General features: G+C 66.0%; 13 protein-coding genes. 5 read left to right on the plus strand and 8 right to left on the minus strand.

The features are described from left to right. Position 1 precedes the first annotated feature (1 nt). Positions 2–556, minus strand: coding sequence for a DUF3228 family protein (locus tag ABB30_RS10665; protein ID WP_057638295.1), 555 nt, complete (start codon positions 554–556; stop codon positions 2–4). A gap of 128 nt (positions 557–684) precedes the next feature. On the opposite strand from ABB30_RS10665, the gene ABB30_RS10670 reads away from it, so the two are divergent. After that, complete coding sequence (locus ABB30_RS10670; protein WP_057638296.1) at positions 685–1,314, plus strand: HD domain-containing protein; 630 nt, start codon at positions 685–687, stop codon at positions 1,312–1,314. Positions 1,315–1,324: 10 nt separating this feature from the next. On the opposite strand, the gene ABB30_RS10675 is transcribed toward ABB30_RS10670, so the two are convergent. From ABB30_RS10675 to ABB30_RS10690, 4 genes are all read right to left on the minus strand, one after another. Further along, positions 1,325–2,050: a LytR/AlgR family response regulator transcription factor gene (locus ABB30_RS10675; RefSeq protein WP_057638297.1), complete on the minus strand. Its 726-nt coding sequence runs from the start codon at positions 2,048–2,050 to the stop codon at positions 1,325–1,327. Beyond that, the gene (locus tag ABB30_RS10680) at positions 2,047–3,072 is read right to left on the minus strand and encodes a sensor histidine kinase (protein ID WP_057638298.1); all 1,026 of its coding nucleotides are present in this window, start codon (positions 3,070–3,072) and stop codon (positions 2,047–2,049) included. The genes ABB30_RS10675 and ABB30_RS10680 overlap by 4 nt, the downstream gene beginning before the upstream one ends. Before the next feature lie 22 nt (positions 3,073–3,094). Continuing rightward, positions 3,095–3,952 (minus strand): alpha/beta fold hydrolase, encoded by an 858-nt coding sequence (locus ABB30_RS10685; RefSeq protein ID WP_161808855.1) that lies wholly within the window; start codon positions 3,950–3,952, stop codon positions 3,095–3,097. 143 nt (positions 3,953–4,095) lie between these two features. Further along, the gene (locus tag ABB30_RS10690; RefSeq protein ID WP_083489830.1) at positions 4,096–5,016 is read right to left on the minus strand and encodes an alpha/beta hydrolase; all 921 of its coding nucleotides are present in this window, start codon (positions 5,014–5,016) and stop codon (positions 4,096–4,098) included. 173 nt (positions 5,017–5,189) lie between these two features. Here ABB30_RS10690 and ABB30_RS10695 point away from each other — a divergent pair, with 173 nt between their 5' ends. The 3 genes from ABB30_RS10695 (at position 5,190) to ABB30_RS10705 (ending at position 7,273) form a co-directional block, all read left to right on the plus strand. After that, positions 5,190–5,690, plus strand: a complete 501-nt coding sequence (locus ABB30_RS10695) for a hypothetical protein (protein WP_152980704.1) — start codon at positions 5,190–5,192, stop codon at positions 5,688–5,690. 63 nt (positions 5,691–5,753) lie between these two features. Continuing rightward, positions 5,754–6,590: a methylenetetrahydrofolate reductase [NAD(P)H] gene (metF, locus tag ABB30_RS10700; RefSeq protein WP_057638301.1), complete on the plus strand. Its 837-nt coding sequence runs from the start codon at positions 5,754–5,756 to the stop codon at positions 6,588–6,590. Between the two features lie 38 nt (positions 6,591–6,628). After that, positions 6,629–7,273 carry a hypothetical protein gene (locus ABB30_RS10705; RefSeq protein WP_057638302.1) on the plus strand — a complete coding sequence of 215 codons (645 nt, stop codon included), beginning with the start codon at positions 6,629–6,631 and terminating at the stop codon, positions 7,271–7,273. Positions 7,274–7,296: 23 nt separating this feature from the next. Here the strand turns inward: ABB30_RS10705 and ABB30_RS10710 are convergent, their stop codons facing one another. From ABB30_RS10710 to ABB30_RS10720, 3 genes are all read right to left on the minus strand, one after another. After that, entirely contained in the window at positions 7,297–8,259 is a 963-nt protein-coding gene (locus tag ABB30_RS10710; RefSeq protein WP_057638303.1) for a Nudix family hydrolase, read from the minus strand. A gap of 102 nt (positions 8,260–8,361) precedes the next feature. Continuing rightward, positions 8,362–11,085 (minus strand): preprotein translocase subunit SecA, encoded by a 2,724-nt coding sequence (gene secA / locus ABB30_RS10715; RefSeq protein WP_057638304.1) that lies wholly within the window; start codon positions 11,083–11,085, stop codon positions 8,362–8,364. A gap of 145 nt (positions 11,086–11,230) precedes the next feature. Then, positions 11,231–12,175, minus strand: coding sequence for a M23 family metallopeptidase (locus ABB30_RS10720; RefSeq protein ID WP_057638305.1), 945 nt, complete (start codon positions 12,173–12,175; stop codon positions 11,231–11,233). Between the two features lie 13 nt (positions 12,176–12,188). On the opposite strand from ABB30_RS10720, the gene ABB30_RS10725 reads away from it, so the two are divergent. Further along, positions 12,189–12,638, plus strand: coding sequence for a DciA family protein (locus ABB30_RS10725; protein WP_057638358.1), 450 nt, complete (start codon positions 12,189–12,191; stop codon positions 12,636–12,638). The last annotated feature ends 133 nt before the right edge of the window (positions 12,639–12,771 follow it).

Consider the following 12,771-nt stretch of genomic DNA (forward strand, 5'->3'; position numbering starts at 1 on the left):
CTCAGCGCCAGTTGGCGTTGTGCTCCCAGAAATCCACCGCACGCGCATAGGCATCGCGGTCGATGGCCACGCCCGAGCCCCCCTCTTCCACCCCCAGCGCATTGCGCAGCATGGTGATCGGTGCCATCGGCACTTCCTCGGGTTCGGCCGTATAGATGCAGCCGACCACGCCCCAGTCCGCGTCAATCGGCGAGCCTTCCTTGGCCAATTGCTGCGCGCTGTACAGGATCACCACCAGGTAGTTGGCCACCGGCGGCTGCACCCCTTCAAACCAGCGCACCAGCACCGGCAGCTCGGCCTTGTTGCGTGCCTCGTAAGCACTGCGCAGCAGGTGACGGTTGTCCTCGGTGATCGGCACGGTCAGGCAGCGGGTGCTGGTCCAGTTTTCAACGATATGCAGCTTGCAGAACGGCGCATAGCCATCGAGCACCTTGTACGGCGCGTTGGCATTGAGATGGGCGATGAACTGCGCCGCGCTCACGTCCTGGATGGTGTTCGGCCGCGGCGTGCGCGGGAACAGGCGTGGGCGGGCGAATTCGGTCATCACAATCGACATGGCAGGCACTTGGGTACGTCAGGGGCCGCCAGCCTACCCGATTGGCCGCAGCCAGCCATCACTCGTATCTCATCGCCTGCGACGCCGATCCCCCACAATGGGCGCAACACAACGACAAGGAGACAGCCATGGGGGCTGTAAGCGCACGTTTCCCGGCGGCGGTGGAATATGCCCGCCAGGCCCACGACGGCCAGACCCGCAAGGGCACCACGATTGCCTATCTTTCCCACCTGCTGGCCGTGGCTGCCCTCGTGCTGGAACACGGCGGCGACGAGGACCAGGCCATCGCCGGCCTGTTGCATGACGCGGTGGAAGACGGTGGTGAGCACCATCAGGCACAGATCGCCGAACAGTTCGGCCCACGGGTGGCGCGCATCGTGGCCAGCTGCACCGACGGCACGGCCGAGAGCAAGGCGGCGGTCCCGGTGCAGGCCGAGCAGCGCCTGGCCAGCTGGCGCGCACGCAAACAGGCCTATCTGCAGCACCTGGGCGATGCCGATGCCGACGTGCTGCTGGTCAGCGGCTGCGACAAGCTGCACAACGCCCGCGCCATCGTCAGCGACCAGGAAAACCCGGCGGTGGGCAATGCCGTGTTCGCCCGCTTCAACGCCGGCCGCGACGACACGCTGGCCTATTACCACAGCCTGGCCGGGGTCTTCGCTGCCCGGCAAAGCCCCGTGGCCGCAGCACTGGCCGCAACCGTGGCCCGCATGCATGCACTGGCCGGGCAGGACACGGCACGCCCCTTGGGCCATTGAGGCCGCGACGTTACAACGCGAGCCGCTCGCGCAGCTCGCGAGCCTGCCGGCGTGATACCTCCACCGTACTGCCATCGGCCAGACCCAACGCGTAACCCTCGGCGATGCCCAGCTCGACGCTGCGCACCTGGCCCAGGTTGACCAGGGTGTTGCGGTTGACGCGGAAAAACAGCGCCTGCGGCAGGCGCGCTTCCAGTGCACTCAGGCTGCGCGCCAGCAGCAGGCTCTGGCCATCGAACCAGACCCGGGCGTAATTGCCATCCACCACCACCCGGCTGATCCGCCGCACTTCGACAAAACAGCAGCGCTCGCCCTCACGCAGGAACACCCGCGCATCCGGTGCCAGGCGCTCTTCGCCGCACGCTGGCAACAACATCGCACGGGCGTGCTCCACCTTGGCCAGCGCCTGGGCCAGGCGCTGTGGCTGCACCGGCTTGAGCAGGTAATCCAGCGCATTGGCGGCAAAGGCCTGCACCGCGTACTGGTCATAGGCCGTGGTGAACACCACCGCCGGCACCGGGGCCAGCCCGTCGAGGACCTCAAACCCACTGCCCGAGGGCAGCTGGATGTCCAGCAGCACCAGATCCGGCTGGGTCTGGGCAATGAGCGTGCGCGCGGCCGGCACGTCATCGGCTAGGCCCACGCATTCCACACCGGGATGGGCGGAGAGCAGGTGCTGCAGCTCGTGCCGGGCCAGGCGGGCGTCATCCACAATCACCACCCGCAAACCACTCATGCCGGCAACTCCAGCCAGGCCAGTACACCATCATCGGTCTGCTGCAAGCCGTGCCTGCCGCCCAACGGAGCCAGCGCATGGGCCAGATAGGCGGTGCCGACACCGTAGCCGGACGACCCCTGACCGATACGCCCCGGGCTGCTCACTGCAACCCGCATGCCACCTGTTTCCAGCGGCATGGCCTGCAGCACGAGCCGTCCACCACCGGGCGTGACGGCAATACCGTGCTTGATCGCATTTTCCAGCAGCAGCTGCACCGCCATCGGCGGCACCGGTGTCTCCAGCACGTCCGGTTCGATCTGCCGCTGGACCTGCAAGCGTGCCTCGTGATGGATGCCCTCCATGGCCAGATACGCATCCACCACCGCCAGTTCCTCGCGCAGCGGTACCGTGCCGCGATCACCATGATCCAATGCGTGGCGTAGCAGCAGCGACAGGTCATCGACCTGCTGGCGGGCACGCTCCGGGTCCAGCAGGATCAGCGCGCGCAGGTTGTTCAGGGCATTGAACAGGAAATGCGGATTGAGCCGGGCCCGCAGGGCATCGTGCTGCAGCTGGGCCGCCTGCGCCTCGGCCTGCAACTGCGCCAGGCGGCTGCGCCGGGCCTGGACGATGGCCTGCCAGCCAAACCAGCCGGCACACCACAGGCCCAGCACGATGGCGGTATTGGCCCAGTACACCAGCAGGTAGGCCGGTGCACTGCCGCCTGCCGGCAGATCCAGCCATGTGGCGGCCAGCCGCAGCAGCCCATGCATCACCAGCTGCGCCAGCGCGGCACCGCCGAGCACGGCCACCATCACCCGGGCAAACAGCCGGCCGGCAGGCAGTGACAGCCATTGATGCCTGCGGGCGCGCCAGCGGATCGCGCTGCTGATGGCATACAGCACCAGCGGCAAGCCCACGCTCAGCAGCAACGCCAGCGCATTGGACTGCCAGGCCAGGCTGGCCAGCAGCAGGTTGAGCAGCCCGTAGACGCCCCAGGGCAGCAGGTTCAACAGGGCAAAGCGGGGATCAACGCGCATGCGGGCACCGGCAGCCAGGGTCTCAAGGATGCGCGATCAGGAACTGGCGGATTTCCCCTTGCAGCCAGGCCTGCGCATCCCACATCAGGAAATGGTAGCCGTGCCCGGCCATGGCGATGCGCTTGTCGGGCAAGCCGGCATACTGGGCCTGGAAGATCGCCTCGGTGCTGGCCTGGGTGGCGCCATATTGCCCATAGGCCTCCCAGGCCCCCAGCACCAGCACCGGCGGCGTCACCTGCGCCAGCTGCGGGCGCAGGTCGGTGGTCATCAGTGCATGCATGGCCGCTGCCGTGGTCTGGCGGTCACTGTCAGCCGACCATTGGCGCAGCAGCGCGTTTCGCTCTTCCCCCTTGCTCATGCCGTTCAGTGCCATCACGGACTGTTGGCGGTAGGCGGCCTCGTCCAGGGAAAGCATCTGCTGGCGCATGGCATCGGCCATCGGCCGGCTGGACTCCACCGTCGCGGCAGGATTGGCGGCGGCCGGGAAGAACGGCAGTGAATCGACCACGATCACCGCGGCAACCTTGTCCGGGCGCGCAGCGGCCAGCTTCAAGGCGAAAAAACCGCCCAGACTGTGCCCGGCCAGCACCGGCGCCGGGGCCATGCGCTGGTCAATGTAATCGGTCAGCCGCTGCTCGATGGCCGCAACAAAATCAGCCTGTACCTCCGCCTGCGCCGGCTGCCCGGCAAAGCCCGGCAACTGCACCAGATGACACTGCAGCGGCACGTCCTGCAGGGCCAGGCAGGTGTCACGCCAGCTCTCGATGCCGCTGTTCAAGCCGGGCACCATCAACACCTGACGCCCCTGGCCGATCACCTCCACCTGCAGCCCCTGGAAGGTATCGGCCACCGCCAATGGCCCTGCCAGCAGCATTCCCATCCCGATCAAACGGCCCGCCAATTGCCTTCCCATGCCATCACCCATCTGTTGTTGAGAACAGCCAGCATCGCCGCAACGCGCGTGTCCGTGGCCAACAACATGAGCAACGGCGGCGCGGGGCGGCCAGCGGTCGCCGCTGAGGCTCAAACGGCAAGCAGGGGCGCCAACACCGCCGCCGTACCCTGCGGGTCGTCCTGCATGTAGCAATGGTCACCGGCAATGTGGTGCACACGGACACACCGGTTGCGACGCTGCCAACGTGCGGCGGCCTTCAATGCGAAGGGATAGGTCTGCCGCCCCATCAGCACATCCACCGGCACATCAATACTTTCGAGCAATGGCCACAGCCGCCGCGGCAGGCTGCCGAAGATGTTGCCCTCGATCGCCGGTGGGCATTTGAGCTGCACCGAGCCATCGGCCTGCAGCGCCAGCGCATGCTGCACATAGGCCCACAGGGAGGCTTCGCTCCAGCCCTGGAAGATGCCGCGGTTGCGCAGGTAATCGGCTGCGGCCTCGGCGCTGGGCCACGACTGGCGGCGGGCAGCCACCCGCCGCGCCATCGGGTGGCGCTGGTACAGGCCCAGGGTTTCGCCCAGGCGGCCGGTGGCATGCATCAAGGGCGGCATCACCACCGGGTCCAGCAACAGCCCGCGCTGGAACACCGGCATATCGGCCTGTGCCTGCATTCCCAGCATCATCGCGCTGATCACCCCACCCAGGCTGTGGCCGCCAGCGATCACCGGTACCCCGGGGTAATCGGCGGCATGGGCCTGCCAGGCGGCCCGGGCCAGCTCGGCACTGCGGTTCCAGCCGACAAACGGCCAGACACCATCGCTGTCGCCATGGCCGTGCAGGTCACTGATGAACAGGTCGACCTGGCCACGCAGCTGTTGCAGCAGTGGCCAGTAGGTCAGGCCGCACATGCCGGTGCCATGGATGAAATGCAGCATCGGCCGGCCGCTGGGCCGGCTGCGCCAACCACGCAGGGTAAAGCCTTCCGGGGCTTGCCAGGACCAGGGCTGCAGCGCAGCGCAGACACCCACATCATCAAGCAGAAGCGTCATCTGGCCCACTTTACACAGCCCATTGGCTTGCGGCGACGCTGCAGGGAAATACGGACTTCCATCACACTTGTCAATGCATTAACGCGCATTTCATTGATGCCAGACATTACCCCCTTCTATAGTCGGCCAATCCCCTGCCGGGGTGGCAGGACACATTGATCACGGAGGCTCACATGCGTCATTTCATCCTCGTCCCCCTGCTGGGTATTGCCAGCACCCTCAGCGTCCTGCCGGCACAGGCAGACGACGGCCCCAGCCGCCGCGAGCAGGCCGCTCAGGCCAGGGCCGAGCTGGATAGCAAGTTCACCAACGAATTCGTCCGCAGCAATATTGTCGTAGGCAGAACGACAATGGATCAGGTGCGCAGCCTGTACGGTGAGGCAACCAGCTCATCCATCTCTTCCGGTCACGAGAGCTGGCACTATGACAAGGATCAGATGCAGCACGCTGGCAAGCGTGGCTTCGGCAAGCTGGCTGACCGCGTATGGAGTGCTGGGCGCTTGGTGGGCATGGTCCCCGGCATGGGGGCTGCAGATCGTGTCGGTGACGCCGGCTTAGCCGGCTCCGTCGCCGCTGACCATGCGGAGACACTGACCTCGAGCGACAAGAAATACCAGCACTTCGCCGTCGTCTTCGACAATAACGGCAAGGTGATGGAGTACTCACTGAATTAAGAACACAACCATCGCGATAAAGCGATATAGTCAGCACATCTTTTCGATGTGCTGACTGCCGCGATGACCGCCCTGAGCTTTGAGTTCTACCCACCCAAGACCGACGACCAACGTGCGCAGCTGGACCGGGCGGTGCGCAAGCTCAAGGGCTTTGCGCCGACCCATGCCTCGTGCACCTTCGGCGCCGGTGGCTCGACGCTGAGCTATACCTCCGAGACGGTGCGCCGGCTGCGCCAGGACCATGGCCTGGATGCCGCACCGCATCTGTCCTGCGTGGGCGGCACGCGTGAGGAAATCCGCGAGCTGCTCAAGCTCTACCGCGCCCTGGGCTGCACCCGCATTGTCACCCTGCGCGGCGACCTGCCCTCGGGCATGGGCCATGCCGGCGACCTGCGCCATGCCATCGAGCTGGTGGAATTCATCCGCGCCGAGCACGACGACCATTTCCGCATCGAGGTGGCCGCCTATCCGGAAACCCACCCGCAGGCCAGCTGCGCCCTGGCCGACCTGCGCCACTTCCGCGACAAGGTCGCTGCCGGTGCCGATGCGGCGATTACCCAGTACTTCTACAACGCCGACGCCTACTTCCACTTTGTTGACCAGGTGCGGGCGCTGGGGGTGCAAGTACCGATCATTCCCGGGATCATGCCGATCAGCAATTTCAGCCAGCTGCGGCGTTTTTCCGAGCAGTGCGGGGCCGAGATCCCGCGCTGGATTGCCCGCCGCATGGCCGCCTATGGCGATGACGCCGAATCGATCCGCAGCTTCGGTGCCGATGTGGTGGCTGCCCTGTGCCAGCGCCTGATCGAGGCCGGGGTGCCGGGCATGCATTTCTACACCCTCAACCTGGCCAAGCCGACCTCGGCGGTGTTGTCGCGCATCAATCCAAGTGCCGGTTGAGACTGTCGCGTTCACGGCAGCGGCGCTACCCTTGGCCGATGTCGATGCGCCCGTTCCTGCTGTGCTGCCTGACCCTGCCGTTGCTGTCCGGCGGCAGTGGTGAAGCCCGGGCGCAGAGCATCCAGCGCTGCAGCAATGCCGATGGGGTGAGCGTGTTCACCGACAAGCCCTGCGAGCTGCTGCAGGCCCGGCCACGCATCCAGCCCGGTGCCAGCGTCCAGTCCGCCGGCAACACCGGCATTGATGCCCAGCGGCAATGTCCGCAGCGCTTGAGCCAGCTGGTGGACCAGATCCAGCAGGCCATCAGCAGCGGCGACAGCAACCGCCTGGCCGCGGTGTACTGGTGGGGCAACCTGGGCAACCAGGCCGCTTCGCGCCAGCTCGAACGGCTCGAGGCGATGGTGCAGCGGCCACTGGTGGACATCGCCCCGGTGTATCCGGCCTCGCGTGCGCTGGCGGTCACCGTGGCTCCGGCCGAGGTCGCCGTCGCTCCCACCAGCCTGCCCGCCGGCACCTCCGCCCCATCCACCGCCGAGCCGGTACTGATCAGCAGCCCGCCGCCAACGCTGCGGCCACGCCCGTATGCGCTGCGCATCGTGCAGACCCTGGGCAATGGCAGTACCCCGGCCAGCAATGTGCTGCAGCTGCGCCGTCAGTACGGCTGCTTCTGGGTCAACTTCTAAGCACGCCCCGCGCCGCGAACGGCTTACTGGTGCACCACCCGCCCCGGCCACAGCCCGGCCATGGCGGCGATGCCCTGGGCGCCGTGGTCACGCGCGATGCCCAGGTCGGCACGGCCCAGGCCACCGCGGGCGTAGATGGGCAGGCTGCACTGCGCCCGCAGCGCGGCAAAGCCATCCCAGCCCAGCAGCGGGCTGCCCGGGCGGCTGGCAGTCGGCCGTAGCGGCCCGAGCACGGCAAAATCACAGCCCAGCGCCTGCGCCGCCTGCAGCTGCTCCAGGCTGTAGCACGACGCTGCCAACGGCCCGGCCAGTTGCGGGCGTTGGCCCAGCTCGGCGAGCTGGCCGCTGCCCAGGTGCAGGCCCACCCCCAGCTCGCTGGCCAGGGCCAGATCACGATGGATCAGCAGTTCGGCGCGCTGGCCGAAACGGGCGACGGCCTGGCGCAGGGCATCCTCGCGCCGCGGGTCGGCCGCCGGCAGACGCAGCTGCACCCGCTGCACGCCGCCCTCGATGGCCTGCTCCAGTGCCGCCAACCAGGCCGGCACGTCATCGCCCAGCGCCGGGGTGACCAGGTAGTGATCGGCTTGCGACAGGGCGGCCACCACCGGCAGGTCGGCCGGTGGCATCGAGTAGCGGTGCAGCTTTTCCGGAGCCACCCAGGTGATGGCCTGGCCTTCGTGGCCACGCGGGCGGCCCTGCACCGCGGTGATGTGGCGCACTTCCAGCACCAGGGTCTTGTCCGGGTAACGCTGCGGCACCTGGATGATGCACTCACCGACGCTGACCTGGACCCCCAGCTCCTCGCGCAGTTCGCGCACCAACGCCTGCTCGGAGGTTTCCCCGGCTTCACGCTTGCCGCCGGGAAACTCCCACAGGCCGACCAGGTCACGGTTGCCTTCACGGCGGTTGAGCAGATAGCGGCCACGGCTGTCGGTAATGACGCCGGCCACCACGTGGATGTGGCGCAAGGCAGGTTGATCAGGCATGTGGCCAGCTTGCCGCAGCCGTTGATGCAGCGCAATAACGCAGCCACGCCATGCGCCAATGAAAAACCCCGCCGGAAGGCGGGGTTTTTCAGCGCGCCGGGCTCAGCTCAGCTGGCCGTGGCAGTGCTTGAACTTCTTGCCACTGCCGCAGGGGCAGGGATCGTTGCGGCCAACCTGCGGGTCCTCGCCGGCAGCCAGTGCGGCCTGGGCCACTTCGGCCGCTTCCACGTCGGCGCCCATGCCGCCGTTGTCGGCGTGCTGGAACTGCGACAGCTGCATGCGCGCTTCGGCCTGCTGGCGCTCCAGCGCTTCCATCGCCGCCACTTCTTCCTCGGTGCGCACGCGGATGCGGCCCACCATGCTGATGACGTCGGTCTTGACCCGCTCCAGCATCTGGCTGAACAGCTCGAAGGCTTCCTTCTTGTACTCCTGCTTGGGCTGCTTCTGCGCATAACCGCGCAGGTAGATGCCCTGGCGCAGGTAGTCCATGCGGGCCAGATGTTCCTTCCAGGCCTGGTCGACCACGGTCAGCATGATGTGCTTTTCCAGCGCGCGCATGGTCTCGGCACCCACCGCCGCTTCCTTGGCTGCAAAGTGCTCGGCCACGGCCTTCTGCACCGCATCGGCAATACCTTCGCCATCGATCTCGGCGGTGTTGGCCACCAGTGCGGCCACGTCCATCTGCACGCCCATTTCCGCTTCCAGCGCGGCGCTCAGGCCGGCCAGGTCCCACTGCTCGTCCACCGACTCGGGCGGCACGAAGCGTTCGACCAGGCCATAGACCACATCCGAACGGATGCCTTCCAGGGTGTCGGCAATGGATTCGGCTTCCAGCAGCTCATCGCGCTGGCCGTAGATCACCTTGCGCTGGTCGTTGTTGACGTCGTCAAAGTCCAGCAGGTTCTTGCGGATGTCGAAGTTGTGCGACTCGACCTTGCGCTGGGCCTTTTCGATCTGCTTGGAGACCATCGCGCTTTCGATGACCTCGTCTTCCTTCATGCCCATCATGCGCATGGCCTTCTGCACCCAGTCAGAGGCGAAGATGCGCATCAGGTTGTCTTCCAGCGACAGGTAGAAGCGCGAGGAACCCGGGTCACCCTGACGGCCGGAACGGCCACGCAGCTGGTTGTCGATACGGCGGCTTTCGTGACGCTCGGTACCGATGATGTGCAGGCCACCGGCGGCCTTTACCGCTTCATGGCGCTCGCGCCAGGCAGCCTTGGCGGCGGCCTTCTGCTCGTCACTGGCCTCTTCGCCCAGTGCGTGCAGCTCGGCTTCCAGCGAGCCACCGAGCACGATGTCGGTACCACGGCCGGCCATGTTGGTGGCGATGGTCACCGCCGACGGCAGGCCGGCGTTGGCCACGATCTGGGCCTCGCGCTCGTGCTGCTTGGCGTTGAGCACCTCATGGGCAACACCGGCCTCGGTCAGGTGCTGGGACAGCATTTCCGACACTTCGATCGAGGTGGTACCCACCAGCACCGGCTGCTGGCGGCTGGCACAGTCCTTGATGTCTTCCAGCACCGCATTGAACTTGCCCTTGCGGTTGAGGAAGACCTGGTCGGGATGGTCCTTGCGCAGGGTCGGGCGGTTGGTCGGGATCACCGTCACTTCCAGGCCGTAGATGCTCTGGAATTCATAGGCTTCGGTGTCGGCGGTACCGGTCATGCCGGCCAGCTTGCCGTACATGCGGAACAGGTTCTGGAAGGTCACCGAGGCCAGGGTCTGGTTCTCGCGCTGGACCGGTACCCCTTCCTTGGCTTCCACCGCCTGGTGCAGGCCATCGGACCAGCGGCGGCCGGCCAGGGTACGGCCGGTGAATTCGTCAACGATGATCACTTCGCCATCGCGCACGATGTAATCCACGTCGCGCTGGTAGATGGCATGCGCGCGCAGGGCGGCATTGAGGTGGTGGACCACGGTCAGGTTCTGCGCCGCGTACAGGCCACCGTCGGCGTCATCGGCAATGATGCCGGCTTCGCGCAGCAGCTCTTCGGCATGCTCCATGCCCTCTTCGGACAGGTAGACCTGCTTGCCCTTCTCATCCACCCAGAAGTCACCCTCGCCGTCCTCGGTCTCCTGACGGGTCAGGCTGGGGACGATGCGGTTGACGCGGATGTACAGCTCCGGCGATTCATCAGCCGGGCCGGAGATGATCAGCGGGGTACGTGCCTCGTCGATCAGGATCGAGTCGACTTCGTCGACGATGGCGTAATGCAGGCCCTTCTGGTGACGGTCACGCAGGGCCAGCGCCATGTTGTCGCGCAAGTAGTCAAAACCGAATTCGTTGTTGGTGCCGTAGGTGATGTCGGCGCCATAGGCCTGCGCCTTGTCGGCATGGGCCATGCCCGGATACACCACGCCCACGCTCAGGCCCAGCCAGTTGTACAGCTTGCCCATCTGGGCGGCGTCGCGGCGGGCCAGGTAGTCATTGACGGTGACCACATGCACGCCCTTGCCTTCCAGCGCGTTGAGGTAGACCGGCAGCGTGGCCACCAGGGTCTTGCCTTCACCGGTGCGCATTTCGGCGATCTTGCCCATGTGCAGGACCATGCCGCCGATCAGCTGCACGTCGTAGTGGCGCATGCCCATCACGCGGCGGCTGGCCTCGCGGCAGACCGCGAAGGCTTCCGGCAGCAGCTTGTCCAGCGACTCGCCGGCAGCAATGCGCTCACGCAGTGCGGGGGTCTTGGCCTGGAGTTCGGTATCGGAAAGCTTTTCCAGCTCCGGCTCCAAGGCATTGATCTTGGCGACGATACGGTTGAGCTGGCGCAACAGGCGGTCGTTACGGCTGCCAAAAACGCGGGTGAGCAGACTGTTGATCATTGAAGGAACCGGTTGGAAAAAGGTGCCGGGAGATGGCGGCCGCAAAACTGGCCACCACCATAAACGAAACAGGGCGCAATGCGCCCCGTTCGTGGCAAGGCCCCATTGTAACTGGGGCCGGGCCAAAGATTTTCAAGCCGGGCAATCAGCCGCGGCGCACCGGGGTGTTGCCACCGCTGCCCAGGAACTTGCGCGGATTGACCGCCACGCCATTTTCCCAGACCTCGAAATGGACATGGGCACCGGTGGAACGACCGGTCGAACCGGCCTTGGCCACTTCCTGGCCCGCACGCACTAGGTCACCCACCCGCACGCTCAGGCGCGAGTTGTGCGCATAGCGGGTGATGTAGCCGTTGCCATGGTCGATGTCCACGACATTGCCGTAGGCACCGTTGACCCCGGAAAACTTGACCACGCCGTCGGCCACGCTCAGTACCGGGTCGCCGACGCGGGCACTGAAGTCCAGGCCCTTGTGGTTGCCACGGCCACGGCCGAACGGGTCGTTGCGGCCGCCGAAACCGGAAGTCACATAGCTGTTGTGGATGGGCAGGCGCGAGGGAATCGCATCGCGCTGCAGCTGCTGGTCAAACAGCAGCGATTCGAGCACGCCCAGCTGCTTGCCGGCCTGGTCGAAGCTGCCCGACAGGGTCTGTAACTCGGCATTGACCTCGTCAATGCGCACGTCCTGGACCGGGCCGGTTTCTTCATCACCACCGACGCCGGGCGTTTCCTGGAAGTCGAACTCGCCATCGGCCAGTTCGCCCATCTGGGTCAGACGCTCACCCAGGGCATTGAGGCGGGTGGCCTGGGCCTGCAATTCGGCCATGCGCGCGGCCAGGGCATTGACCTCGGACTGGGCCTGGCTGCGGGCCTGCTCCAGTTCCTGCTCCTGCGAGGCCAGGCGCGACTGCAGTACGGCATCGCCGGCCACGCCGGTAGCCGCACCGACACCCAGGCCGACCAGCGCACCCAGCGCCAGGGTGGCCCCCAGCACGATGGCCGGGCGCTCATCGAACAGTCCCAGCACACGCGTTAATACGCCGCTGTGCTTGCCTGCCCGAGTTTTGATTACGATCTTTGGTGACGTCATTGAGTACTTCTTCATGTCTGAGCCGAAATCCGATGCCCGCCCCGCTGCAGCGCCCGTCAGGGCCCTGGATGCGGCGATGTCGAGCAGAACCGGAAATCCGTTGCGTCGCGCCTTGTGGCTGGACGAACTGGACAACACCCTGCGTCAACACCTGCCCCAGACGCTGGCCAGCCAATGCAGGCTTGCCAATGTGGACGGCGAACACCTCGTTTTTCTCGTCCAATCCCCGTTGTGGCATGCCCGTTTGCGGCTTGCCGAAACTACGCTGATCGACGCGGCCCGCTCCATCGGGCTGAAGGTCACCAAGGTGACCATCAAGACAGCAAGCATTGCCCTGCGCCCCCCGGCGCAAACACAACACAATGGTCCAGCTGCCGTAACCAGCACCACACACAACGGCCTGCGTGATGCTCTGGCTGCACTTTCCGATGTCCTGACCCCGACATCCGGCAAAGGCAGCTGAAGGAACCGGATGCTGCCGGGTTCCACAGCGGCTGATGTGAAGAAAACATCCACAACAACCGGGCCGAACGCATCCTAGCGGTCGGTCCGGGGGCAAATGTTAGGTATTTGTTATTTTTCGGGCAAGTTCAGGT

This window comes from Stenotrophomonas ginsengisoli, assembly GCF_001431485.1.
Taxonomy (GTDB): Bacteria; Pseudomonadota; Gammaproteobacteria; order Xanthomonadales; family Xanthomonadaceae; genus Stenotrophomonas; species Stenotrophomonas ginsengisoli.

Coding starts and splice junctions, on each gene's coding strand:
- ABB30_RS10665 (WP_057638295.1), bottom strand. CDS start 556: ATGTCGATTGTGATGACCGAATTCGCCCGCCCACGCCTGTTCCCGCGC.
- ABB30_RS10670 (WP_057638296.1), top strand. CDS start 685: ATGGGGGCTGTAAGCGCACGTTTCCCGGCGGCGGTGGAATATGCCCGC.
- ABB30_RS10675 (WP_057638297.1), bottom strand. CDS start 2,050: ATGAGTGGTTTGCGGGTGGTGATTGTGGATGACGCCCGCCTGGCCCGG.
- ABB30_RS10680 (WP_057638298.1), bottom strand. CDS start 3,072: ATGCGCGTTGATCCCCGCTTTGCCCTGTTGAACCTGCTGCCCTGGGGC.
- ABB30_RS10685 (WP_161808855.1), bottom strand. CDS start 3,952: ATGGGAATGCTGCTGGCAGGGCCATTGGCGGTGGCCGATACCTTCCAG.
- ABB30_RS10690 (WP_083489830.1), bottom strand. CDS start 5,016: ATGACGCTTCTGCTTGATGATGTGGGTGTCTGCGCTGCGCTGCAGCCC.
- ABB30_RS10695 (WP_152980704.1), top strand. CDS start 5,190: ATGCGTCATTTCATCCTCGTCCCCCTGCTGGGTATTGCCAGCACCCTC.
- metF (WP_057638301.1), top strand. CDS start 5,754: ATGACCGCCCTGAGCTTTGAGTTCTACCCACCCAAGACCGACGACCAA.
- ABB30_RS10705 (WP_057638302.1), top strand. CDS start 6,629: ATGTCGATGCGCCCGTTCCTGCTGTGCTGCCTGACCCTGCCGTTGCTG.
- ABB30_RS10710 (WP_057638303.1), bottom strand. CDS start 8,259: ATGCCTGATCAACCTGCCTTGCGCCACATCCACGTGGTGGCCGGCGTC.
- secA (WP_057638304.1), bottom strand. CDS start 11,085: ATGATCAACAGTCTGCTCACCCGCGTTTTTGGCAGCCGTAACGACCGC.
- ABB30_RS10720 (WP_057638305.1), bottom strand. CDS start 12,175: ATGACGTCACCAAAGATCGTAATCAAAACTCGGGCAGGCAAGCACAGC.
- ABB30_RS10725 (WP_057638358.1), top strand. CDS start 12,189: ATGTCTGAGCCGAAATCCGATGCCCGCCCCGCTGCAGCGCCCGTCAGG.